Source organism: Bradyrhizobium pachyrhizi (assembly GCF_029714545.1).
Taxonomy (GTDB): Bacteria; Pseudomonadota; Alphaproteobacteria; order Rhizobiales; family Xanthobacteraceae; genus Bradyrhizobium; species Bradyrhizobium pachyrhizi.
The window spans coordinates 2,601,331-2,623,294 of sequence record NZ_CP121667.1; the positions used below are offsets into that span (position 1 = coordinate 2,601,331).

Sequence of the window (21,964 nt, forward strand, 5' to 3'; positions counted from 1 at the left end):
CGTATCATTCAACGCGCGCCGCGGCAAAGTCTCGTCGCGGCGTTCGCATGATCGGAAACGCGCGAATGTCGACGAACCGGCTGTGTTCCTTCTCCCGGAATTTCTGAACGGAATCGCAGAGCGCCATGCCGGCGATGGGGTTGTCGGCGATCCCTGATTGCTTCAGGAGATCGTCCGAAACGTCGAAACCCCTGGGAACGAAATGTCCGTCACGAAACGCTCGCATGTCCTGGTCGCAATTGCCGCCGCGTGTCTCTCTTTTGCGGCCGGCGCTGCCCGAGCGGAGGATGGCGTGCTGCGGGTCGGCATCATCACCGACATGAGCGGGCAATATTCCGACGGCAATGGCCCGGGATCGGTGATCGCGGCGCAGATGGCGGCGGAGGAAATCGGCGGCACGGTCGCCGGACGCAAGATCGAGATCATTTCGGCGGATCACCAGAACAAGCCTGATGTGGCGACCGGCATCGTGCGCAACTGGATCGACAACAAGGGTGTCGACGTGATCGCCGAAGGCGTCAATTCCGCGGTGGCGCTCGCGATCCAGACCGTGACGCGCGAACGCAAGAAGCTTTTCCTGATCTCGGGCTCCGGTTCATCCGACCTCACCGGCAAGCAATGCTCGCCGACCAGCGTGCAGTGGACTTACGACACCTACGCGTCCTCGAACGCGACGGCGAAGGCCGTGGTTGCGCGCGGCGGTACGCCCTGGTTCTTCCTGACGGCGGATTATGCGTTCGGCCAGGCGCTGGAGCGCGATGCCAGCAAGGCCGTGACATCGGCCGGCGGCAAGGTGCTGGGCGCGGTTCGCCATCCCTTCGACACCGCCGATTTCTCTTCGTTCCTGCTGCAGGCCCAATCCTCCGGCGCCAAGATCCTGGCGCTTGCCAATGCCGGTTCCGACTTCCGCAACGCGGTCTCTCAGGCCGACGAGTTCAATATCCGCGCCAGCATGCAACTCGTCGCGCTGCAGGTGACGCTCACCGATGTGCCCGCGCTTGGCCTCGCGCATGCGCACGATCTGCTGTTCACCGATTCCTTCTATTGGGATCGCACGCCGGAGACGCGCGCCTTCGCCCAGGAATTCTTCAAGCGGCACGGCGCAATGCCGACCGCCTATCAGGCCGGCGTCAACTCGGCGCTCAGGCACTACTTCAAGGCGGTCGCCGCCACCAACTCGGTCGATTCGGAGACCGTGATCGCGCAGATGCGCAAGACCCCGGTCAATGATTTCTTTGCCCAGAACGGCCTCGTGCGCGAGGACGGCCGGATGGTGCATGACATGTATCTGATGCGCATCAAGAAGCCGGAAGAGTCCAAGAGCAAATGGGACCTCTACGAGTATCTCGCGACGGTGCCGGGCGACCAGGCCTTCCGTCCGCTCGATGAAGGCGGCTGCCCTTACGTCGCCAAATCGCATTAGCCTCAAGAATTTGCATCGAGCCTTCGCGTGAGTTTTTCTGGCATCATGCGCGAGTTTTGATCGATTGTCCGGTGCCGATCCTGAAGATACGTTCGTATTGAGACCAGTCTCAGTCGACAGATCATGATCGTCGCGCAGGTCGCTGCACGGTTCCGCGCGAGCTGCGGGCTTGTCGCTGAGAACGTTTCTCGTCCGCCCGGCAGGACCGGGCGCAGAAGGAGACGCAGCAACATGACGGGCGACACGGGTGTTCGGGCTGGCCGGTGCCATTGCGGCGCGGTGCGTTTCGAGGTGACGCTCAGCGACGGCTTCAATTCGATCCGCCGCTGCACCTGCTCCTACTGCCGGATGCGGGGCGCCGTCGTTGCCATGGCGGAGATGGGCGGGATCAAGATCCTGCACGGAGAGGATGCGTTAACAAGCTACCGCTTCCATACCGGATCGGCGCGGCACTTCTTCTGTTCGCGCTGCGGGATCTACACCCATCATCAACGGCGATCGAACCAGAACCTGTATGCCGTCAACGTGGCCTGCCTTGACGGCGTAAGCCCGTTCGATTTTCCCGAGGTGCCTGTGATGGACGGCGTCAATCATACCAACGACACCGGCAAGCCGACGCGCCGGGCAGGCACACTCCGCTTCATCCCCGCCGACTGACGATCGCCGTCGGCCGACGACCGCCCGGCCGACGCGTGGTGTGGCACTTGAATCGGTACCTATCTTCATCGTCGTCCCGGCGAAGGCCGGGACCCATAACCACCGCTGCAAATTGCTGTACAGCGGTGGACCGACGAGTCCCCCACATGATCCGCCGCGGCGTATGGGTCCCGGCCTTCGCCGGGACGACGATTGTGGATGCAGGCCGGGCCACACATGCGGTGTCGTCCCTGCTTTCGCAGGGACGACGGCTGTGGTGAAATCAAGTGAGGCGTCATCGCGACGGCCCATCACCGTGTTCACGAGGCACCATGACCAACACCATCGAGGCTTCCGACGGCGGCTACCGCTTCATGCCCGGCGTCAGCCAGTATTCCTGCGGCGTCGCTGCGCTGCCCGGCTTTGCCATCGAGCGCGTCAGGTTCTCCGAGCCGGTGCCGTTGAGCGCGGGTTTTGCTGGGATAGCTGACATCCTCAAGGCCGCCGGCCGTCCGCTGACCGCATTCGCCGCCTGCGAGCTGCGCTCGCCGGCGCCGTTCACCGAGGAGGGCTTTAAGGCCTTCAACGAGATCTACATCAAGACGCTGGTCGCCTGGGGCGTTATGCGGGACGGCGTCAATCCGGTGGCGCGCAGCAATGTCTGTCCAAAGCTCGATCCGCCCGGCGAGCCGTCGTTCCACGCCTTCTGCTACACGGTGCCGGCCGCCAAGGACGCACCAAGCAGCTTTGTCGTCGCCGGCAGCGGCGAGTCGGTCGAGGGCAAGGCCAATTACCGCGATCATACCGTAGCCCTCGGCGACACCAGCCCGGCGGGGCTCCTGGCGAAGGCGAAATTCGTGGCTGACGAGATGGAACGCCGGATGAGCGCGTTCGGCGGCCGTTGGCAGGACACCACCGCAGTGCAGCTTTACACCGTGCACGACGCTTATCCTGTGCTGGAAAGCGAGCTCGGCCGCCGTGGCGTGCTTCGCAACGGCTTGACCTGGCATTTCGACCGGCCGCCGGTGGTTGGACTCGACTTCGAAATGGATTGCCGGCGCGTGCATCGCGAGCGGGTGGTGTGACGCGTCGGTCGCGTGACGCATCAAAAGCGCGTGTGGGTGGATGTGGAAGCGTGCGCCCTTTCTTGACACGGATCGCTCGAGCCGTTTCCCTTCGCCATCGACGTCAGCGGCTGGGTGAGCGCGGGTGCAGAACGAATCTGTGATCAGGCGGCGTGATCTGTTGGCGCTGATTGGCACCGTTGCCGGCAGTTCGGCGATGTATCACGCGATGACGAGCCTCGGCTTCGCGTCCGAATCCGCCTACAAGGGGCCGCTCAAGCTTGCAGGCGACGTGAAGGGCGCCTCGGTGCTGGTTCTCGGCGCGGGGCTTGCCGGGATGACGGCGGCGCTGGAGCTGCGCAAGGCCGGCTACAAGGTCCAGATCCTCGAATTCAACAGCCGCGCCGGCGGCCGCAACTGGTCGATCCGCGGCGGCGACAGTTTTGTCGAGCTCGGCGGCTTCAGGCAGACCAGTCAGTTCGAGCAGGGGCTCTATCTCAATCCCGGCCCGTGGCGGATTCCCTATCATCACCGAGCGCTGCTCGATTACTGCCGCCGGCTCAATGTGACGCTGGAACCCTTCATCCAGCTCAATCACAACGCCTATCTGCACGCGACGCGTGCATTCGGCGGCAAGCCGCAGCGCTTTCGCAGCATCAAGGCGGATTTCCAGGGCGGGGTCTCGGAGCTGCTCGCAAAGGTCACCCAGCAGGGCCGGCTCGACGAGACCGTCGGCAAGGAGGATCAGGAGATCCTGCTGCAGTCGCTGCGCGATTGGGGCGCGCTGGATCGCGACTACAAGTACAATGCCAACCTCGTGTCGGCCGAGTTCCGTGGGTATGCGCGCGATCCCGGCGGCGGCCTGATGGGCGATCCGCTGCCCAGCGAGCCGATCCCGCTGCAGGAGCTGCTGCGGTCGCGGATGTGGCGCTATCTGCAGACCTTTGCGCGCTACGATTTCCAGACCACCATGTTCCAGCCGGTCGGCGGCATGGACATGATCGGCAAGGCGTTCGCGCGCGAGGTCGGCGATCTCATCCGCTATGGCGCCAGGGTGACGCAAATCCAGCAGAACGGCTCCGGCGTCACCGTGAGCTATGTCGATACCGCCAGTCCATCCACGGTGCAGCAGGCCACCGCCGACTGGTGCATCTGCACCATCCCGTTGCCAATCCTGAGCCAGTTGCCGGTCGATGTCAGCGCGCCGATGAAGAGTGCGATCGACTCCGTGCCCTATGCCGCCTCGGTGAAGATCGGCCTGCAGTTCAAGCGGCGGTTCTGGGAGGAGGATGACGCGATCTACGGCGGCATCAGCTACACCGACCTGCCGATCCGGCAGATCGCCTATCCGAACTACGGCTTCAACCGCGGCGGCCGCGGCATCCTGCTCGGCGCCTACATGTATGGCGGTGCCAATTCGTTCGAGTTCACCGCGATGACGCCGGCCGAGCGGGTCGCCAGCGCGGTCGAGTTCGGCGCCGCAATCCATCCGCAGTACAGGAACGAATTCGAGAACGGCGTCGCGGTGGCCTGGCATCGCGTGCCGTTCACGCTCGGCTGCGCCGGCGAATGGACCGAGGCCACCCGGGCGCAGCATTACCGCAATCTCTGTCAGATCGACGGCCGTATCGTGCTGGCGGGCGAGCACGCCTCGCAGCTGCCGGCCTGGCAGGAGGGCGCCATCCTGTCCGCGCTCGACGTCATCTCCCGGCTGCACGAACGCGTGGTGAAGACATGATGATGCGGACCGCGACATCCGTCGTCGCCGCACTGGCGCTGCTGTCGGCGACGGCGGCCCTTGGGCAGGACAGTGGCGCGGGCAAGCGCACCTTCTCTTCGGGCTACCGCTTCGTCGAGATGACAGGCGAGGAGCTGTTCGCCAATGTGTGCCAGGGCTGCCACATGCCGGATGCGACGGGCGCGAGCGGGGCGGGCACTTACCCGTCGCTGGCCGGCAACAAGAATCTCGAGGCCGCCGGCTATCCGGTCTTCCTGGTCATCAATGGCCGCCGCGGCATGCCGGCGTTCGGCGACATGATGACCGATGGTCAGATCGCCGCCGTTGTGAATTATCTGCGGACGCACTTCAGCAACAACTATCAGGACGCGGTGACGACCAAGGATGTCCAGGACGCCCGCCGCTAGAAGCGCCGTTTCCGTCATTCCGGGGCACGGGCAAAGCCCGCGAACCCGGAATCCAGAGGTGACGTACTCGGAGTTCCGCAACTTCGAGATTCCGGGTTCGCGCGGCGCGCGCCCCGGAATGACGAAATGAACGATGTGTGCCGCACGAGCTGCGATCGAGCAATGGGGGAAATCATGAGATTAGCAACTATCGCACTGGGCGCCGCGTTGTCGGCGATGGCGACCGCCGCCTCGGCTGACGTGGTCAGGCATCCGATTCCCAACTCGACATTCCCGATCGCGCAGGCCGTGACCGTCACCGGTAACACCACGACCGTCTATGTCAGCGGCCAGGTGCCGCCGGTGATCAACAAGGACGCCGATCCGTCGAGCCCGCAGGCCTATGGCGATACCAAGGCGCAGACCGTCGGCGTGCTCAACCGCATCAAGGCCATTCTGGAAGGCCAGGGCCTCGGCATGGGCGACGTCGTCAAGATGCAGGTATTCCTGGTGCACTACGCATCCGCGCCGATGGACTTCAAAGCCTTCATGGAGGGCTACACCCAGTTCTTCGGCGGCAGCCAGCCCAACCTGCCGGCGCGCTCGGTGGTCGGCGTCGCAGCCCTCGCCAATCCCGGATTCCTGGTCGAGATCGAGGTGATCGCGGCCAAGGATTCGAAATAAGGACTGCAAATAGCGTGCGCGAAACCGCGGAGCATGCGCGCGGAAATTGAAGGCTCGCCGTCTTGCCAAAGCGCGTGCCGGCTGTCTGAATTCGCTCCGATCAGGTGGCGGAATTCCGGGAGAGCATGATGTCGCACAAGGCTAGAGACACGGTTCGGTCGCTGCGGCTCGCGGCGGCGCTCGGTCCGGCGCTGCTGGCAACCGGTGCCGCGGCGCAGGGGCTGACGGAGCAGCAGCAATTCGCCCGCGGCATCTACCAGGAGCTGGTCGAGATCAACACGACCACCGCGACCGGCGATACCCAGAAGGCGGCGGAGGCGATGGGCGCGCGGCTCCGCGCGGCGGGCTTCCCCGAGGCCGACGTGCACGTGTTCTCGCCGGCGCCGCACAAGGGCAATCTGGTGGCGCGGCTGCACGGCTCCGGCGCGCGCAAGCCGATCCTTCTGGTTGCCCATCTCGACGTCGTCCCCGCTAACCGCGAGGACTGGTCGGTCGATCCGTTCAAGCTCACCGAGCAGGATGGCTATTTCTACGGCCGCGGCTCCAGCGACGACAAATACATGGCGTCCGCCTTCATCACCAATCTGATCCGCTACAAGAAGGAGGGCTATAAGCCCGACCGCGACATCATCGTCGCGCTCGAGACCGACGAGGAAATCCTCGATGCCAACGCTCTCGGCATGCAGTGGCTGATCAAGAACCACCGCGACCTGATCGATGCCGAGTTCGCGCTCAATGAAGGCGGCGGCGTCGGTCTCAAGAACGGCAAGGCGATCCGCAACAGCGTGCAGACCAGCGAGAAGGTCTCGATCGGCTACCAGCTCACGGTGAAGGATCGCGGCGGCCACTCATCGCTGCCGCGCAAGGACAATGCGATCTATCACCTCGCCGAAGGCCTCGTGCGGCTCTCCAATTACAGCTTCCCGATGAACCTCAACGAGACCACACGGATCTATTTCACCAAGACCGCCGAGGTCGACACGTCGCATGCCGACGACATCAGGGCGATCCTGGCGCCGCAGCCCGACCCGGCGGCGCTGGCGCGTTTGTCGGAGAATCCGGGCTATAATGCGCAGCTCCGCACCACCTGCGTCGCGACGATGCTGGAGGGCGGCCACGCCATCAACGCGCTGCCGCAGCTGGCGACCGCCAAGGTGAACTGCCGGATACTGCCCGGCGAGCCGGTCGAGGGCGTGCAGGCGACGATCGAGCGCGTGCTCGCCGACAAGCAGATCGCGGTGGCTCCGATCGGCAAGGCCGTGCTGAGCCCGCCGTCGCCTCTCAACGAGGAGATCATGGGTTCGATCGAGAAGCTGTCGAAGGAGTTCTGGCCGGATGCGTCGATCGTTCCGGTCATGAGCACCGGCGCAACCGACGGCAGCTATCTGCGCAATGCCGGAATTCCGACCTATGGTCATTCCGGGCTGGCCGCCGATGTCGACGACAATCGCAACCATGGCAAGGACGAGCGCGTGCTCGTCAAGTCGTTCTACGAGGGCGAGGAGTATCTCTATCGCCTGGTCAAGATGCTCGCCGGCGGGAAATGATGGCTGACAACAGGGCAAAGACAAGGGTTGCGGTCGCCGGCCTCGGCGCGATCGGCACCGACGTCGTCAAGGCGCTCGATCAGGGCATCGAGGGCCTGACGCTGGTCGCGGTGTCGGCGAACAGCCCGGACAAGCACCGCGGCTGGGTGGCGGAGCTCAAGTCTGCGCCGAAGCTGGTGCCGATTGGGCAGCTGGCCGAGATTGCCGACATCGTGGTCGAGTGCGCGCCGAGCAAGCTGGTCCGTTCGATCGTGGCGCCGGTGGTCGAGCGCGGCAAGACCGCGGTCGTGCTCAGCGTCGGCGCGCTGCTCCAGAACGAGGACCTCGTCGATCTCGCGAAGGCCCATGGCGGCCAGATCATCGTACCGACCGGCGCGCTGATCGGGCTCGATGCGGTGACCGCCGCGGCGATCGGGACCATCCATTCGGCGAAGCTGGTGACGCGCAAGCCGGTCGCGGGCCTCGTCGGCGCGCCGCATCTGGTCGAGAACAACATCCGGATCGAAGGCATCACCGAGCCGCTGCGCATCTTCGAGGGCAGTGCGCGCGACGCCGCAAAGGGCTTTCCGGCCAACCTCAACGTCGCGGTGGCGCTGTCGCTGGCCGGCATCGGCCCGGACCGCACAAGGGTCGAGATCTGGGCGGATCCGACGGTGACGCGCAACACCCACCGGATCGAGGTCGATTCCGATTCCGCGCGGTTCTCGATGATGATCGAGAACATTCCCTCGGACAACCCGAAGACCGGCCGCATCACCGCGCTGTCGGTGATCGCCTGCCTGCGCAAGCTGCGCGCGTCATTGCGGATCGGCACCTGATGAAGATTGCGCCCGACGATCTCTTCCTTATCATCGACGTGCAGAACGATTTCTGCCCCGGCGGCGCGCTGGCGGTCGCGGACGGCGATGCCGTCGTGCCTGTCGTCAACCGGCTCGCCGAGCGGTTCGACCATGTCGTGCTGACCCAGGACTGGCACCCGGCGGGCCACAGTTCGTTTGCGACCTCGCATCCGGGCGCGGCGCCGTTCTCCGAGATCGCCATGCCTTATGGGCCGCAGACGCTGTGGCCGGATCATTGCATCCAGGGCACGGCCGGCGCCGCGTTCCATCCCGACCTCGCCACCGAGCGGGCCGAACTCGTGATCCGCAAGGGGTTCCGGACCGCGATCGATTCCTATTCGGCGTTCTTCGAGAACGACCGCAAGACGCCGACCGGTCTCGCCGGCTATCTGCGCGAGCGCGGCTTCAGGCGCGTCGTGATGGCCGGGCTCGCCACGGATTATTGCGTGCAGTATTCGGCGCTCGATGCGCGCCGGCTCGGCTTTGAGACCATTGTCCTACTGTCGGGCTGCCGCGCCATCGACCTCGGCGGCTCGCTCGCGGCCGCCACGACGGCAATGCGCGAGGCCGGAGTGGAGCTTGTTAAGGACACCGTCTGAGCGTGGCCAAACAGGGGCAAAAACCGTTGTTTTGACTGGCTTTTTGTTCTAATCCCCAGCCGTTGATGATCACGCGCAGCGGAGCTTTCGTGTCGGGACAGGTTTTGCGGATTGGGACGCGCAAGAGCGCGATGGCGCTCGCGCAGACGGACGAGGTCGCGCGCCTGCTGCGCGCTTCGGCGCCGGACCTTGCCGTCGACATCGTCAAGTTCGAGACCCGCGGCGACCAGGACCAGACCAGCAAGCTGTTGCGCCATGGCGGCAAGGGCGGCGCCTTCGTCGCCGAGATCCGCGAAGCCATGCGCGCCGGCACCTTGCAGGCGGCGATGCATTCGCTGAAGGACGTGCCCGGCAACGAGGAGACGCCGGGTCTCGTTATCGCCGCGATGCTGGCGCGCGATGCCGCCAATGACAGCCTCGTGCTGCGTCCCGGCCTGTCGCTCGACACCCTTCGCGCCGCGCGCGGCAAGGGCTTCATGATCGGCACCAACGCCGTCCGTCGCGCGGCCTATCTGCGCCGGCTGTTTCCGGAAGCGACCGTGATCCATTATCGCGGCGCCGCCGACACGCGGGTGGCAAAACTCGATCGCGGCGACAAGCAGCGGCTGCCCGGCGGCGGCGAGGTCGGGCCGGCGGACGCGCTGGTGATGGCGCGCTCGGGTCTCGAGCGCATCGGCATGACCGCGCGTATCGCGCATGATTTCTCCGTCGGCGAGATGCTGCCTGCGGTCGGCCAGGGCATTGTCGCGGTGGAATGCGTCGACACCGACTGGGCGACACGTGCGCGGCTTGCCGGGATCGACAACGTGCAGTCGCGGCTCGCCGCCGAGGCCGAGCGCGAGGTGCTGTGGGTGCTCAACGGCCATTGCAATTCGCCGATCGCCGGCCACGCCACGCTTGCGGGCAGCGAGATGACGCTGCGCGCCTCCGTGCTCGACGAGGCCGGCGCCGGCTTCATCGAGGTGACGCGGCGCGGGCCGGCCGATCGGCCGCGCGAACTCGGCCGCGCCGTGGGCATGGAGCTGCTGGAGAAGGGCGCCGCTGAGATCATCGCCCGCACCCGGGTGGAGGAATAGCGCGCGCTACGCCCGCAGCGGCCAGCTGTCGATGATGCGGAAGCGTGATGCACTGTCGGTCTGCTTGAACAGCGCGATGCGGTCGATTGCGAGCCTCGTGAGGTCGACCGCCGCGAACCGTGTGCGCAGCTGCGCCACGATCGGGCCCCGCCGCTCGTCGCTCAGCCGTCCCGTCAGCGTCATGTGGAAGCGGAACTCCTCCATGACGTAGGGATAGCCCCAGCGGTCGAGATAGTCGCACTGCCGCGCGGTGAGTTTCTCTGGCCTGCGGCGCGCGCGATCTTCCGGTGTCAGCGGCGCGCGGAACGCGTCGAATTCCGTGACGCAATCGGCAGCAAGCTGTTGCAGATCATCCGAGCGGCTGGCCGGGATCACCGCGATGAAGCCGCTGATGGCATCGACCACCGGTTCGATCACCGGAATGCGCCGCGCGCGACCGGCGAAGGCGGCACAGGCATCGAGAAGCTCGGCCTCGCTCCGACCGTCGGCGAGCGCGGTGGGCGCCTTCAGCGTGGCGTGGAATCCATACTTGCGCGGATCTTCGGTGACTTCGCACCAGTCGGACGTGACGCCATCGGGAAACGGCAACGCGTCGCCTGACACGGCATCGTAGCCGAGCAGCGTCGAACCGAAGCGGTGCAGCGCGCTGTCGGGTGACGGCGCATAGTAGATCGCGTAGCGCGGAGTATTGGCCATGGGACTGAGCTACGCCGCCGCAACCGTCTTGCGCGGCGCGAGCGAATGAACGAGGCAGCTCGCGTCGGCCAGATGCACCAGCCGTCCGGCCGAGATCACGGCGACAATGCGCGGCCGCAGCGGCACCTTGTCGTCGACGACGACGATGTCGGCACGGCGGCCCGCGGCGAGCGCGCCGCGGTCGGCGAGCCCGGCCGCGCGGGCCGGCGCCGACGAGATCAGGTCCCAGGCTCTGGCGAGCGGCAGGATGCCGTCGGCGGCGAGGCGGAACGCCGCGAGCAGCTGCGCCGGATAGTAGTAGTCCGACGCCAGCACCGAGCAGAGGCCCTGTGCGATCATGTCGGATGCCTTGGTCCAGCCGGTGTGGCTGCCGCCGCGCACCACATTGGGCGCACCGAACACGATGAAGTCGCCCGCCGCCGCAGCGTCGCGCGCGGTCTCCTCGTTGACGGGGAATTCGGCGATCGTGGCGCCCAGCGCGCGAAACTCCTGGCGCATCGCCGGGCTGTTGTCGTCGTGCGACAGCATGCGGATATCGGCCGCGCGCGCGGCGGCGGCCAGTCGCGCGATCGAGGCAGGCACCTCGGGACGGCGCGCCACGATCCGGTCCAGCATGTCGTTGACGGCCTCGACGGAGAGCCCGGTGCGCTCGGCCAGCTGGTTGCGCTTCTTCGGCTTGACGTTGCTGTGGTCGTTGAAGGCGAACAGGTCTATGCGGCCCTCACTGAGCCATTGAATGATCTCGGCCTCGGCCTCGAGATTGTGGGTCTCGTGGCGCAGATGGAAGCGGGTGTCGGCGGCGAGCTGCGGCCGCAGCGCCTCGATCGCATCGAGCAGCTTGCGCGCATTCTCCGCGCTGCGCAGGCCGGGCTCCCACGACCACGTCGTGCCATGGAACACGGTGGTGATGCCGTTGGCGATCGCCTGCCGGTCGCTGTCGATCAGCGCCACGTCGGTCGGGAAGTCGACGCCGGGGCGCGGCATCATCTGCCGCTCGAACGCATCGCCGTGCAGGTCGATCATGCCGGGCAGCACGAGGAGGCCGCTGGCATCGATGTGCAGCGCGGCGCGACCCTGCTCGGCGTCGAGCGCGCCGATGTCGCGGCCTGCGGTCCGCAGCGAGGTCTCGACCAAGGCGCCGTCAACCAGCGTGCGCCCGCCCTCGATGAAAATGTCCGTCACGATGCGGCGCTCCGTTGTTTGGCTTGTGATTGGGATACGGCCTCGGCCTCATGCTTGTCGAGGAATTCCTCGACCGCGAGCTTGCGAAAGTCAGGCAGGACACGCCGAAGTGTTTCGTGATCCCAGTCCCACCATGCGAGCGCAGCGAGGCGGTCGGCGATCGTCTCGGAGAAGCGTCGCTTCACCGGCCGCGCCGGATTACCGGCGACGATGGTGTAGTCGGGAACGTCCTTGGTCACGATGGCGCCGGCGGCGACGACAGCGCCGGTTCCGACGTTCCGGCCCGGTAACAGGATCGCACCGTGCCCGATCCAGACGTCATGGCCGATATGCACGTGATGCGCACGTCGCCAGTTGAAGAAGTCGGTGTCGTCGCTCTCCCCGGGGAAATACGCGCTGGCGCGGTAGGTGAAATGCGCCTGAGTCGCGCGATGCATCGGGTGGTTGCCGGGATTGATGCGGGTCATCGCGGCGATCGAGCAGAACTTGCCGATCGAAGTGTAGGTGATCTGGCTGTCGTTCACGACGTAGGAATAGTCATCCATGCTGACTTCAAGCAGGATCGTGCGCGCGCCGACCTCGGTATACTTGCCGAGCTTGCTCTCGCGCACCGACGCTGTCGGGTCGACGGTCGGCACAACCGAGAGTGTTTTTCCGGCCATCGGGGCCTCCGCAAATCTTAAAGAATCTTGGGCTTCCGGGGATGCGTGCTCGTCATCGGGACGCTTGATGACAACATCATGACGTCGGGATGACGGCAAGGGAGCGACAAGGGAGGGGTGTGGACGATCGCCGCACCGCAGCGCTGTCGTCACATAACTGTAAAACGCCGGGGATAGCGATGGCCCAACGAGGCGCGGTTGGAGCATTACATGCTGGTGGTGGAAGGTTTGACGTGCCGTTTCGGCACGAAAGCCGCAGTCGACAACGCGTCCTTTTCGATCGCGCCGGGCAGCTTTGTCGGCGTGATCGGCCGCTCCGGTGCCGGCAAGTCGACGCTGCTGCGGATGATCAACCGTCTCGCCGATCCGACCTCCGGCCGTATCCTGTTCGAAGGTACCGACGTCACCGCGTTGCGCGGCAAGGAACTGCGGCGGTGGCGCGCGCGCTCGGCGATGATCTTCCAGCAGTTCAATCTGGTCGGCCGCCTTGACGTGCTGACCAACGTGCTGATGGGCCGGCTGGCCCAGATTCCGTCATGGCGGTCGCTGGCGCAGGTCTGGCCGGAGCAGGACAGGGCACTGGCGCTGTCGGCGCTCGAGCAATTCGACATCGCCCAGCTGGCGGCGCAGCGCGCCGACCAGCTCTCCGGCGGCCAGCAGCAGCGCGTCGCGATCGCCCGCGCGCTGGTGCAGGAGCCCGACATCATTCTCGCCGACGAGCCGATCGCCTCGCTTGATCCGCGCAACACCAAGATCGTGATGGACGCGCTGCTGCGCATCAACAAGCATTTCGGCATCACTGTGCTTTGCAATCTGCACTCGCTCGACCTGGCGCGGACCTATTGCGACCGCCTGGTCGGCATGGCCGCGGGTCGCGTGGTGTTCGATGGCGCCCCCGCGGCGCTCACCGACCATATCGCCCGCGAGCTCTATGACCTCGAGGCCAATGACGTCATCGGCGCAGCACCGCTGCCCGCGCCCGACGGTGCAACTGCGCCGGCACTCGGCACCGCAGCCGCGGCCTGAGCGTCGCGCATTTTTCAATCTGGGAGGCCGGGCATTTTGCCCGGCCAACAGGTGCAACTACAACAAAAGAGGGGTAGTCATGTTCACTCGTCGCATCATTCTGGCTGGCGCCGCCGCGCTGGCATTTGCCGGTTCGGCCTCCGCGCAGGACTGGAAAGCAAAATACCCGGAGCTCACCTTCGCGGTGGTGCCGGCCGAGAACGCCTCCGGCGTCACCGAGCGCTGGACGCCGTTCGTGGCGTATCTGTCGAAGGAGCTCGGCGTGAAGGTCACGCTGCGCATTGCCAACGACTACGCGGCCGTCATCGAAGGCCAGCGCGCCGGCAACATCCAGATCGCCAGCTACGGCTCGGCCTCGTTCTCTCGCGCGCGCCTGACCGGCGTCAAGACCGACGCGTTCGCCAACGATATGAACGCCGACGGTTCGACCGGCTATTACTCGGTGTTCTTCGTCAAGGCGTCGAGCCCGTACAAGACGGTCGAGGACCTGAAAGGCAAGAATCTCGGCCTGGTCGATCCGAACTCGACATCCGGCAACAACGTGCCGCGCTTCGAACTCAACAAGATGGGCATCGCGAACGCCGAAGGCTATTTCGGCAAGGTCGTGTTCACCGGCAGCCACGAGAACGCCGTCCTGGCGCTGTCGCAGGGAACCGTTGATGTGGCCGCCAACCAGTGGACCAACGAGGACGATTCCACACTCGCCCAGATGCTGACCAAGGGCATGCTGAAGAATGCCGACGGCTCGGCGATGAAGAAGGATGATTTCCGCATCATCCACAAGTCGGCGCTCATCATCAACGGCCCCTATGCGTACAACACCGATCTTCCGGAGGACCTGAAGGCTGCGATCGCAAAGGTCTTCTTCGACGCCCCGACCAAGGACAAGGCCGCCTTCGACCGTCTGTCCGACGGTCAGAAGAAGGGCTTCCATCCCGCCACCACCAAGGATTGGGACGGCACCATCGAGCTGATCAAGTTCGTCGACGGTTTGCGCAAGAAGGCGAGCTGATCGCACGCCTGACGTCACGAGGGCCGGGCGTATAGCCCGGCCCTTTCCACTCAACTCCGAACCGGGCTGGCACGCGTCGATGGCGACCGCCGTATCCATTCTTCCAGCGCAGCAACTGGCGACGCTGGAGGACGCCTACCGCAAGTCCGTCGCACGCAAGCGGTTGAAGGCCGCGCTGGCAACGGCGGCATTTTGCGCGGTGCTGGTGATCGCGGCGTTCGGCGCCGAAGTGAACCTGCGCACGCTGTTCACCTATTTCGGCAATTTCGTCAGCTATTTCGATCGCATCCTGACGCTGGATTCCGGCGCGCGGGTCTGGACCGATCCGGCCGAATGGTTCTGGGGTTGGCATAAGTGGCTGAAGATGCTCGGCGAGACGATCCTGATCAGCTATGTCGGCACGCTGACGGGTGCCGTGCTCGCCTTCGCGCTCAATTTCTTCGCGGCCCAGAATACGTCGCCGGGCCCGTGGGTACGTTTCACGATCCGCCGCCTGCTGGAATTCGCCCGCACCGTCCCCGGCATCGTGTTCGCGCTGATCTTCGTGATCGCGTTCGGCCTCGGGCCGATGGCCGGCGTGCTGGCGATCGCGATCCACACCACCGGGGCGCTCGGCAAGCTGTTTGCCGAGATCGTCGAGAATGCCGACATGAAGCCGGTCGAGGGCATCCGCTCCACCGGCGCGAGCTGGCTGTCCTGCATGCGCTTTGCCGTGCTGCCGCAGGTCTCGGCCGGCTATGCCAGCTATGCGCTGCTGCGCTTCGAGATCAACGTCCGCGAGGCGTCGGTGATGGGCTTCGTCGGCGCCGGCGGCATCGGCCAGGAGCTGGTGGTCGCGATCCGCAAGTTCTACTATTCCGACGTCAGCGCCATCCTCATCACCATCATCGTCACGGTCTTCATCATCGACATTTCGACCGGCTGGCTGCGCGGCCGGCTGTTCGGCAAGGAGACCCGTCGATGAGCCAGATGCCGAGGCCGGACACCACGGAACTGCGCGCGAAGTACCCCGGCGTCTTCGAACGTCCCGCATCGGCACGGCTGGCGATGCCGGCCATGATCGCGGCGGCGCTCGCGATCTTCGTGTTCGGCCTGGTCGATCTCGACTTCTCGCCGTCCAGGCTGATCGCGGGCCTCGGCCAGCTCGGCTGGATCACCATGCTGATGCTTCCGCCGAATCCGGGCTCGTCGTTTCCGCTCTACATGCAGGCGCTCGGCGAGACGCTGTCGATCGCGGTGCTCGGCACCACGCTTGCCGCGGTTTTGGCGCTGCCGGTCAGCCTGCTGGCGGCGCGCAACATCATCCCCTCGAACCTGATCCGCTTTCCGGTGCGCCGCTTCCTGGACTCGATCCGCGGCGTCGATACGCTGATCTGGGCGCTGGTCTGGATCAACGTCGTCGGTCTCGGCCCGTTCGCCGGCGTGCTCGCGATCATGGTGTCCGACTTCGGCGCGTTCGGAAAGCTGTTCTCGGAGGCGATCGAGGCGGCGGATCGCAAGCAGGTCGAGGGCATTCGCGCCTCCGGCGGCAACGCCCTGCACGAAATCCGCTTCGGCCTGCTGCCGCAGGTGCTGCCCGTGATCGCCGGGCAGGTGCTCTACTTCATCGAGTCGAATACCCGTTCGGCGACCATCATCGGCATCGTCGGTGCCGGCGGCATCGGCTTGCAGCTCGCCGAGCAGATCCGCGTGCTGGAATGGCAGAAGGTGTCGTTCCTGATCCTGATGATCCTGATCGCAGTTGCCGCGATCGACTTCATCTCGAGCAAGCTGCGCTTTGCGATCATCGGGCAGCGTGCGGTGGTGTAGCTTCTTCTTCGCCTCTCCCCGCGTGCGGGGAGAGGCCGGAATTTTCGCGCAGCGCAAATTCCGGGTGACGCGGACTCTCCGGGGACTCACAGCTTCCGGATTCGCGGAGACAGGCCCCTCACCCCCACCCTCTCCCCGCCAGAGCGGGGCGAGGGAGAAGTGCTCAGTCGTCAACCATTCTCGACCAGAAACTCCACGCGCTCGGCGGCGAAGCGCGAGCGCTTGGTCACCAGCGGCTGGTCCAGCATGTCGACGTCGGTTGCGTCGACCACCAGCACCGGCCGTCCCAGCGGCAGGTCGAGCCGCGCGGCGTCGGTCGCATCGACGATCGCCGCGGTGATCCGGGTCGAGGCGCGGTGGTAGTCCTTGACGCCGTAATGGCCGAGCAGCTTCGTCATCGAGCGGACGTTGGCGAATACGCTGCCGGCATCGGGAAACCGCTCGGCCGACAGCCAGGTGGTGGAAACACAGATCGGCGTTCGGTCGGCGAGCCGCACCGCTTCGATCCGGATCAGCGGCGCACCGATCTTCAGCCCCAGCTCGCGCGCGATCTCGCGATTGGCGGTGTCGCTGCTCGCATCGATCAACTGGCCGCGCGGCTCGTGGCCGCCGGCGCCGACGATCTCGGAAAACCGCGTGCGTGAGCGCAAGGGATAGGCGAGGCGCTGGGCTTCGACATAGGTGCCGCTGCCGCGTTCCGCGCGCACCAGGCCGCGCTCGGCCAATGCGGCGAGCGCCCGCCGCACGGTGTGCCGGTTGACCCGGTACGTCTCGGCGATCTCCATCTCGCCGGGCAGCTTTTCGCCGGCGGCAAAGCGGCCGTCAGCGATGCCGCGCTCGATGCCGTCGGCGACCTGCCGCCACAAGGCGACGCCGGAACTTTCCTGCATGCTCATGGCGCGGTGATACCAGAAATCTTTGGTTTGTCACGAAACAGTCATGGCGCTCCGCTATCAAGTTGTCTAGTATCATAGACAACTTGATGCAAGCAAGGTTGCCCAAAGGTTTGCCCATGAGTTCGACCGGACCAAACAGCAAACAGGCCCAGCGCAAGGCCGCGATGACGGTGCTGGCGCACGCCGCCGTTGCGGACATCGCCGGCAGGTTGGCGGCGATCGCGGTGCCCGCGCATGAGAACCTGCGCGAGCCGGAAAACGGCCTTGTGATGCTGCGCGGGCGGATCGGCGGCGACGGTGCGCCGTTCAATCTCGGCGAGGCGACGGTGTCGCGCGCGGCGGTGCGGCTTGCGACCGGCGAGGTCGGCTTCGGCCACACGCTCGGCCGCGACGCGCGGAAGGCGCAGATGATCGCGCTGTGCGACGCCATGGTGCAGTCGGCGGAGTTGTCCGGCGAGGTGGAGGCCAAGGTGATTGCGCCGCTGCGCGTCGCCATGAACGCCGAACGCGGCCGCAAGGCAGCGGAAACCGCGGCGACGCGGGTCGATTTCTACACGATGGTGCGCGGTGAGGGATGATGCAATGACGACGATTGCCGAAATGCCCGCGGGCTTTGCCGACAAGGTGCTGTCGGCGCAGTCGACTTTCCGTTCCGTGATGGATGCGATGGCGCGTCCGGGCAGCGTGCAGCGCGTCGCCGCGAGCGTGGGAACACCGGCCGGCATGATGCGCGGCTCGGCCGCGATCGCGCTGACGCTGTTCGATCACGACACGCCGATCTGGCTCGACGCCGCGATGTCGGCGACGCCGGACGTCGCCCGCTGGCTGAAGTTTCACGCCAGCGCGCCGGTGGTGGCCGATTCCTCGATCGCGAGCTTCGCTTTGATCGGCGATGCCGCGAGCCTGCCGGCGCTCGATTGCTTTGCGTTCGGCAGCAGCGAGTATCCTGACCGCTCGACCACGCTGATCCTGCAGGTCGACAGCCTGTCGCAGGGGCCGGCCTTCGAGCTGAAAGGACCCGGCATCGACGGCAGCGCCGTGCTGCAGGCGATGATCAAGCCGCGCGACCTGTTCCAGCGGCTTGCGATCAACGAAGCCCTGTTCCCGCGCGGCATCGATGTCGTGCTGGTCCATGACGATGCCATTGTGGCGATCCCGCGCACCACGCGGCTGATCGCAAGCGGAGTGTGAGCGATGTATGTAGCCGTCAAGGGAGGCGAGCGCGCCATCGAGAACGCCCATCGTCTGCTCGCGCATGAGCGGCGCGGCGACCGCGACGTGCCCGAGGTGACGCTGGCACAGATCTCCGAGCAGCTCGCGCTTGGTGTCGACCGCGTGATGACCGAGGGTTCGCTTTACGACCGCGAGCTCGCGGCGCTCGCGATCAAGCAGGCGCGCGGCGACATGATCGAGGCGATCTTCCTGGTCCGTGCCTTCCGCGCCACGCTGCCGCGCTTCGGCGCCACTGAGCCGGTCAACACCGGCGAGATGCAGGTGCGGCGGCGGATCTCCTCGACCTTCAAGGACGTTCCGGGCGGCCAGATCCTGGGCCCGACATTCGACTACACCCATCGCCTGCTCGATCCGCAGCTCGCGGAAGGCTTTGTGCCGGAGCAGCCGGCGACCGCGGACGCCTCGCAGGCCGCCACGCCGCGGGTGACCGACATTCTCGGCCGCGATGGCCTGATCGAATCCTCACCGCAGGCAGATAGCAACACGCCGGTCGGCGACCTCACGCGCGAGCCGCTGAGCTTTCCGGCCGACCGCGATTTGCGGCTGCAGAATCTGGCGCGCGGTGATGAGGGCTTCCTGCTCGCGCTCGGCTACTCGACGCAGCGCGGCTACGGCCGCAACCACCCGTTCGCCGGCGAGATCCGCTTCGGCGAGGTCGAGGTCGAGTTCTTCGCCGAGGACGCGGGCTTTGCCGTGCCGCTCGGCTCGATCGAGTTGACCGAGTGCCAGATGGTCAACCAGTTCAAGGGCTCGACGACCGAGGCGCCGTGCTTTACCCGCGGCTATGGCCTCGCCTTCGGCCAGAGCGAACGCAAGACCATGTCGATGGCGCTGGTCGATCGCGCGCTGCGCGCGCGCGAGCTCGGCGAGGAGGCGGCGGCGCCGGCGCAGGACGAGGAGTTCGTGATGTCGCACTCCGACAATGTCCAGTCGACCGGCTTCGTCGAGCACCTCAAGCTGCCGCACTACGTCGACTTCCAGTCCGAGCTCGGCCTGTTGCGCAAGCTGCGGCAGGAGTTCGCGGAAGCCAACGAGGCCGTGGAAATGCAGGAGGCCGCGGAATGAATGCGCCGACGTACAATTTCGCCTATCTCGACGAGCAGACCAAGCGGATGATCCGCCGCGCGATCCTCAAGGCGATCGCGATACCCGGCTATCAGGTGCCGTTCGCGAGCCGCGAGATGCCGATGCCCTATGGCTGGGGCACCGGCGGCGTGCAGGTGACCGCCGCGATCCTCGGTCCCGACGACGTGCTGAAGGTGATCGACCAAGGCTCGGACGATACCACCAACGCGATCTCGATCCGCAAGTTCTTCGGCAAGACCGCTGGTGTCGCGACCACGACCTCGACCACGGACGCGACCGTGATCCAGACCCGGCATCGCATTCCCGATGCGTCGCTGCATGCCGGGCAGGTGCTGGTCTATCAGGTGCCGATCCCCGAGCCGCTGCGCTTCCTCGAGCCGCGCGAGACCGAGACGCGGCGCATGCACGCGCTCGCCGAATACGGGCTGATGCACGTCAAGCTCTACGAGGACATCGCGCGCTTCGGCCATATCGCCACCGCCTACGCCTATCCGGTGAAGGTGAACGCGCGCTACGTGATGGACCCGTCGCCGACGCCGAAATTCGACAATCCGAAGATGGACAATTGCGCGGCGCTGCAGCTGTTCGGCGCCGGCCGCGAGAAGCGCATCTACGCGATCCCGCCCTACACCACCGTGGTGTCGCTGGATTTCGAGGATCACCCGTTCACGCGCTACCGCTTCAACGCGCCCTGCGCGCTCTGTGGCGCCGACAATTCCTATCTCGACGAGATCGTCACCGACGACAAGGGCGGGCGGATGTTCGTCTGCTCCGACACGGACTTTTGCGAGCAGCGCCAGGCCGCCGGCCATCACGGCACCGAGAGCGCAGCGCCGCACAAGGAGAAGGCGCATGTCTGAGCTCTCGAGCCTCGAGAACGACGAGCCGCTGCTGCTGGCCGAGGGGCTTGCCAAGAATTACGGCCGGCTGGCGGCCTGCCGCGACGTCTCGTTCGCGCTCTATCCCGGCGAGGTGCTGGCGATCGTCGGCGAGTCCGGCTCGGGCAAGTCGACGCTGCTGCAGCTGCTCTCGGCGCAGCTCGCGCCGAGTGCGGGGCAGGTGTCCTACCGGATGCGCGACGGCGTGCTGCGCAATCTCGCCGAATTGGGCGAGGCCGAGCGGCGCTTCCTGTTCCGCACCGACTGGGGCTTTGTGCACCAGGATCCGGCGCAGGGGCTGCGCATGGGTGTCTCGGCCGGCGCCAATGTCGGCGAGCGGCTGATGGCGGTCGGCTGGAATCATTACGGCCGCATCCGTGACACCGCGTCGACCTGGCTGGAGCGGGTCGAGATCGATACCGGCCGCATCGACGACGCGCCGAAGACCTATTCCGGCGGCATGCGGCAGCGGCTGCAGATCGCCCGCAACCTCGTCACCGAGCCGCGGCTGGTGTTCATGGACGAGCCGACCGGCGGCCTCGACGTCTCGGTGCAGGCGCGTTTGCTCGACCTGATGCGCAACCTCGTCAGCGAGCTCGGGCTCGCCGCGATCGTCGTGACCCACGATCTGGCGGTGGCGCGGTTGCTCTCGCATCGCGTGATGGTGATGAAGGGCGGCCGCGTCATCGAGACCGGCCTCACCGACCAGGTGCTCGACGATCCGCGCGAGCCCTACACCCAGCTGCTCGTTTCCTCGATTCTTCCGCCATGAGCGTGCCAATGACCGCGATGATCGAACTTGCCAACGCCGAGAAGACCTTCACCATGCATCTGCAGGGCGGCGTCGAGCTGCCGGTGGTGCGCGGCGTCTCGTTCCACGCCGATCCGGGCGAGTGCGTGGTGCTGTCGGGCCCGTCGGGCGCCGGCAAATCCTCCATCCTGAAGATGATCTTCGGCAACTACCGCTGCGACAGCGGCCGGATCGGCATCCGCCATCACGGCAAGGTTGTCGACCTTGCCACCGCCGAGCCGCGCCAGGTGCTGAGCATCCGCCGCTCGACCATCGGCTATGTCAGCCAGTTCCTGCGCGCCGTGCCGCGGGTCGCGACGATCGACGTCGTCGCCGAGCCCTTGATCGTCAACGGCGTGGCGCGCGAGGAGGCCCGCGCGCGCGCCGGCCAGCTGCTGCGCCGGCTCAACATTCCGGAGCGGCTGTGGACCTTGCCGCCCTCGACCTTCTCCGGCGGCGAGCAGCAGCGCGTCAACATCGCGCGCGGCTTCATCTCGGACCTGCCGATCCTGCTGCTGGACGAACCGACAGCTTCGCTCGATGCGGCCAATCGCGCCGTGGTGGTCGAGCTGATCGCGGAGAAGAAGACCAAGGGCGTCGCGATGGTCGCGATTGTCCATGACGACGAAATCCGCCATCTGATCGCCGACCGTATCGTCGACGTGACCTCGTTCGCGGCTGCTGCCTGAAGGACCGTTTGAA

Annotated in this window: 24 protein-coding genes; 20 read left to right on the forward strand and 4 right to left on the reverse strand. The window is 66.1% G+C overall.

Features of this window, described 5'->3' with window-relative positions; all coding sequences use genetic code 11:
* Positions 1 to 202: 202 nt before the first annotated feature.
* From QA639_RS11975 to hemC, 10 genes are all read left to right on the forward strand, one after another.
* Positions 203 to 1,423: an ABC transporter substrate-binding protein gene (locus tag QA639_RS11975; protein ID WP_028336988.1), complete on the forward strand. Its 1,221-nt coding sequence runs from the start codon at positions 203 to 205 to the stop codon at positions 1,421 to 1,423.
* 231 nt (positions 1,424 to 1,654) lie between these two features.
* Positions 1,655 to 2,080 (forward strand): GFA family protein, encoded by a 426-nt coding sequence (locus QA639_RS11980; protein WP_028336987.1) that lies wholly within the window; start codon positions 1,655 to 1,657, stop codon positions 2,078 to 2,080.
* A 311-nt stretch (positions 2,081 to 2,391) separates the two neighbouring features.
* Positions 2,392 to 3,144: a 2-amino-5-chloromuconate deaminase CnbZ gene (gene cnbZ / locus QA639_RS11985; protein ID WP_157348741.1), complete on the forward strand. Its 753-nt coding sequence runs from the start codon at positions 2,392 to 2,394 to the stop codon at positions 3,142 to 3,144.
* 124 nt (positions 3,145 to 3,268) lie between these two features.
* A complete protein-coding gene (locus QA639_RS11990) occupies positions 3,269 to 4,861 on the forward strand; it encodes an NAD(P)/FAD-dependent oxidoreductase (RefSeq protein WP_283089825.1) in 1,593 nt (530 codons plus the stop codon).
* The gene (locus tag QA639_RS11995) at positions 4,858 to 5,268 is read left to right on the forward strand and encodes a c-type cytochrome (RefSeq protein WP_244978877.1); all 411 of its coding nucleotides are present in this window, start codon (positions 4,858 to 4,860) and stop codon (positions 5,266 to 5,268) included. The genes QA639_RS11990 and QA639_RS11995 overlap by 4 nt, the downstream gene beginning before the upstream one ends.
* Before the next feature lie 174 nt (positions 5,269 to 5,442).
* Positions 5,443 to 5,931, forward strand: a complete 489-nt coding sequence (locus tag QA639_RS12000; protein ID WP_283089826.1) for a Rid family hydrolase — start codon at positions 5,443 to 5,445, stop codon at positions 5,929 to 5,931.
* Between the two features lie 128 nt (positions 5,932 to 6,059).
* The gene (locus QA639_RS12005; RefSeq protein WP_283089827.1) at positions 6,060 to 7,478 is read left to right on the forward strand and encodes a M20/M25/M40 family metallo-hydrolase; all 1,419 of its coding nucleotides are present in this window, start codon (positions 6,060 to 6,062) and stop codon (positions 7,476 to 7,478) included.
* A complete protein-coding gene (locus QA639_RS12010; protein ID WP_283089828.1) occupies positions 7,478 to 8,296 on the forward strand; it encodes an aspartate dehydrogenase in 819 nt (272 codons plus the stop codon). The genes QA639_RS12005 and QA639_RS12010 overlap by 1 nt, the downstream gene beginning before the upstream one ends.
* Positions 8,296 to 8,916: a bifunctional nicotinamidase/pyrazinamidase gene (gene pncA, locus QA639_RS12015; RefSeq protein WP_283089829.1), complete on the forward strand. Its 621-nt coding sequence runs from the start codon at positions 8,296 to 8,298 to the stop codon at positions 8,914 to 8,916. The genes QA639_RS12010 and pncA overlap by 1 nt, the downstream gene beginning before the upstream one ends.
* Before the next feature lie 65 nt (positions 8,917 to 8,981).
* A complete protein-coding gene (hemC, locus tag QA639_RS12020; RefSeq protein WP_050387865.1) occupies positions 8,982 to 9,992 on the forward strand; it encodes a hydroxymethylbilane synthase in 1,011 nt (336 codons plus the stop codon).
* 6 nt (positions 9,993 to 9,998) lie between these two features.
* Here the strand turns inward: hemC and QA639_RS12025 are convergent, their stop codons facing one another.
* From QA639_RS12025 to QA639_RS12035, 3 genes are read right to left on the reverse strand one after another with little or no spacing between them, the layout of a single operon-like run.
* Positions 9,999 to 10,688, reverse strand: coding sequence for a DUF1045 domain-containing protein (locus QA639_RS12025; RefSeq protein ID WP_283089830.1), 690 nt, complete (start codon positions 10,686 to 10,688; stop codon positions 9,999 to 10,001).
* Between the two features lie 9 nt (positions 10,689 to 10,697).
* The gene (locus tag QA639_RS12030) at positions 10,698 to 11,870 is read right to left on the reverse strand and encodes an alpha-D-ribose 1-methylphosphonate 5-triphosphate diphosphatase (protein WP_283089831.1); all 1,173 of its coding nucleotides are present in this window, start codon (positions 11,868 to 11,870) and stop codon (positions 10,698 to 10,700) included.
* Positions 11,867 to 12,532 carry an LbetaH domain-containing protein gene (locus QA639_RS12035; protein WP_283089832.1) on the reverse strand — a complete coding sequence of 222 codons (666 nt, stop codon included), beginning with the start codon at positions 12,530 to 12,532 and terminating at the stop codon, positions 11,867 to 11,869. Before QA639_RS12035 ends, QA639_RS12030 begins: the two co-directional genes overlap by 4 nt.
* A 210-nt stretch (positions 12,533 to 12,742) precedes the next feature.
* On the opposite strand from QA639_RS12035, the gene phnC reads away from it, so the two are divergent.
* The 4 genes from phnC (at position 12,743) to phnE (QA639_RS12055) (ending at position 16,379) form a co-directional block, all read left to right on the forward strand.
* Entirely contained in the window at positions 12,743 to 13,558 is an 816-nt protein-coding gene (gene phnC / locus QA639_RS12040; protein ID WP_028334545.1) for a phosphonate ABC transporter ATP-binding protein, read from the forward strand.
* 79 nt (positions 13,559 to 13,637) lie between these two features.
* On the forward strand, positions 13,638 to 14,570 hold the full coding sequence (gene phnD / locus QA639_RS12045; RefSeq protein WP_283089833.1) for a phosphonate ABC transporter substrate-binding protein: 933 nt from the start codon (positions 13,638 to 13,640) through the stop codon (positions 14,568 to 14,570).
* 79 nt (positions 14,571 to 14,649) lie between these two features.
* Positions 14,650 to 15,534 carry a phosphonate ABC transporter, permease protein PhnE gene (gene phnE, locus QA639_RS12050; protein ID WP_050387861.1) on the forward strand — a complete coding sequence of 295 codons (885 nt, stop codon included), beginning with the start codon at positions 14,650 to 14,652 and terminating at the stop codon, positions 15,532 to 15,534.
* Positions 15,531 to 16,379 (forward strand): phosphonate ABC transporter, permease protein PhnE, encoded by an 849-nt coding sequence (gene phnE / locus QA639_RS12055; RefSeq protein WP_028334542.1) that lies wholly within the window; start codon positions 15,531 to 15,533, stop codon positions 16,377 to 16,379. Before phnE (QA639_RS12050) ends, phnE (QA639_RS12055) begins: the two co-directional genes overlap by 4 nt.
* Before the next feature lie 170 nt (positions 16,380 to 16,549).
* Here the strand turns inward: phnE (QA639_RS12055) and phnF are convergent, their stop codons facing one another.
* A complete protein-coding gene (phnF, locus tag QA639_RS12060) occupies positions 16,550 to 17,275 on the reverse strand; it encodes a phosphonate metabolism transcriptional regulator PhnF (RefSeq protein ID WP_028334541.1) in 726 nt (241 codons plus the stop codon).
* A 116-nt stretch (positions 17,276 to 17,391) separates the two neighbouring features.
* Between phnF and phnG the strand changes: the two genes are divergently transcribed.
* Genes phnG through phnL form a run of 6 tightly spaced genes read left to right on the forward strand, consistent with a single transcriptional unit; the run spans position 17,392 to position 21,951 of the window.
* Positions 17,392 to 17,853 (forward strand): phosphonate C-P lyase system protein PhnG, encoded by a 462-nt coding sequence (phnG, locus tag QA639_RS12065; protein ID WP_283089834.1) that lies wholly within the window; start codon positions 17,392 to 17,394, stop codon positions 17,851 to 17,853.
* 4 nt (positions 17,854 to 17,857) lie between these two features.
* Complete coding sequence (phnH, locus tag QA639_RS12070) at positions 17,858 to 18,466, forward strand: phosphonate C-P lyase system protein PhnH (protein ID WP_283089835.1); 609 nt, start codon at positions 17,858 to 17,860, stop codon at positions 18,464 to 18,466.
* Positions 18,467 to 18,469: 3 nt separating this feature from the next.
* On the forward strand, positions 18,470 to 19,573 hold the full coding sequence (locus QA639_RS12075; RefSeq protein WP_050387858.1) for a carbon-phosphorus lyase complex subunit: 1,104 nt from the start codon (positions 18,470 to 18,472) through the stop codon (positions 19,571 to 19,573).
* Positions 19,570 to 20,454, forward strand: a complete 885-nt coding sequence (locus QA639_RS12080; protein ID WP_283089836.1) for an alpha-D-ribose 1-methylphosphonate 5-phosphate C-P-lyase PhnJ — start codon at positions 19,570 to 19,572, stop codon at positions 20,452 to 20,454. The genes QA639_RS12075 and QA639_RS12080 overlap by 4 nt, the downstream gene beginning before the upstream one ends.
* The gene (gene phnK, locus QA639_RS12085) at positions 20,447 to 21,244 is read left to right on the forward strand and encodes a phosphonate C-P lyase system protein PhnK (RefSeq protein ID WP_050387857.1); all 798 of its coding nucleotides are present in this window, start codon (positions 20,447 to 20,449) and stop codon (positions 21,242 to 21,244) included. The genes QA639_RS12080 and phnK overlap by 8 nt, the downstream gene beginning before the upstream one ends.
* An 8-nt stretch (positions 21,245 to 21,252) precedes the next feature.
* Positions 21,253 to 21,951 carry a phosphonate C-P lyase system protein PhnL gene (gene phnL / locus QA639_RS12090; RefSeq protein ID WP_225646316.1) on the forward strand — a complete coding sequence of 233 codons (699 nt, stop codon included), beginning with the start codon at positions 21,253 to 21,255 and terminating at the stop codon, positions 21,949 to 21,951.
* Positions 21,952 to 21,964: the final 13 nt, after the last annotated feature.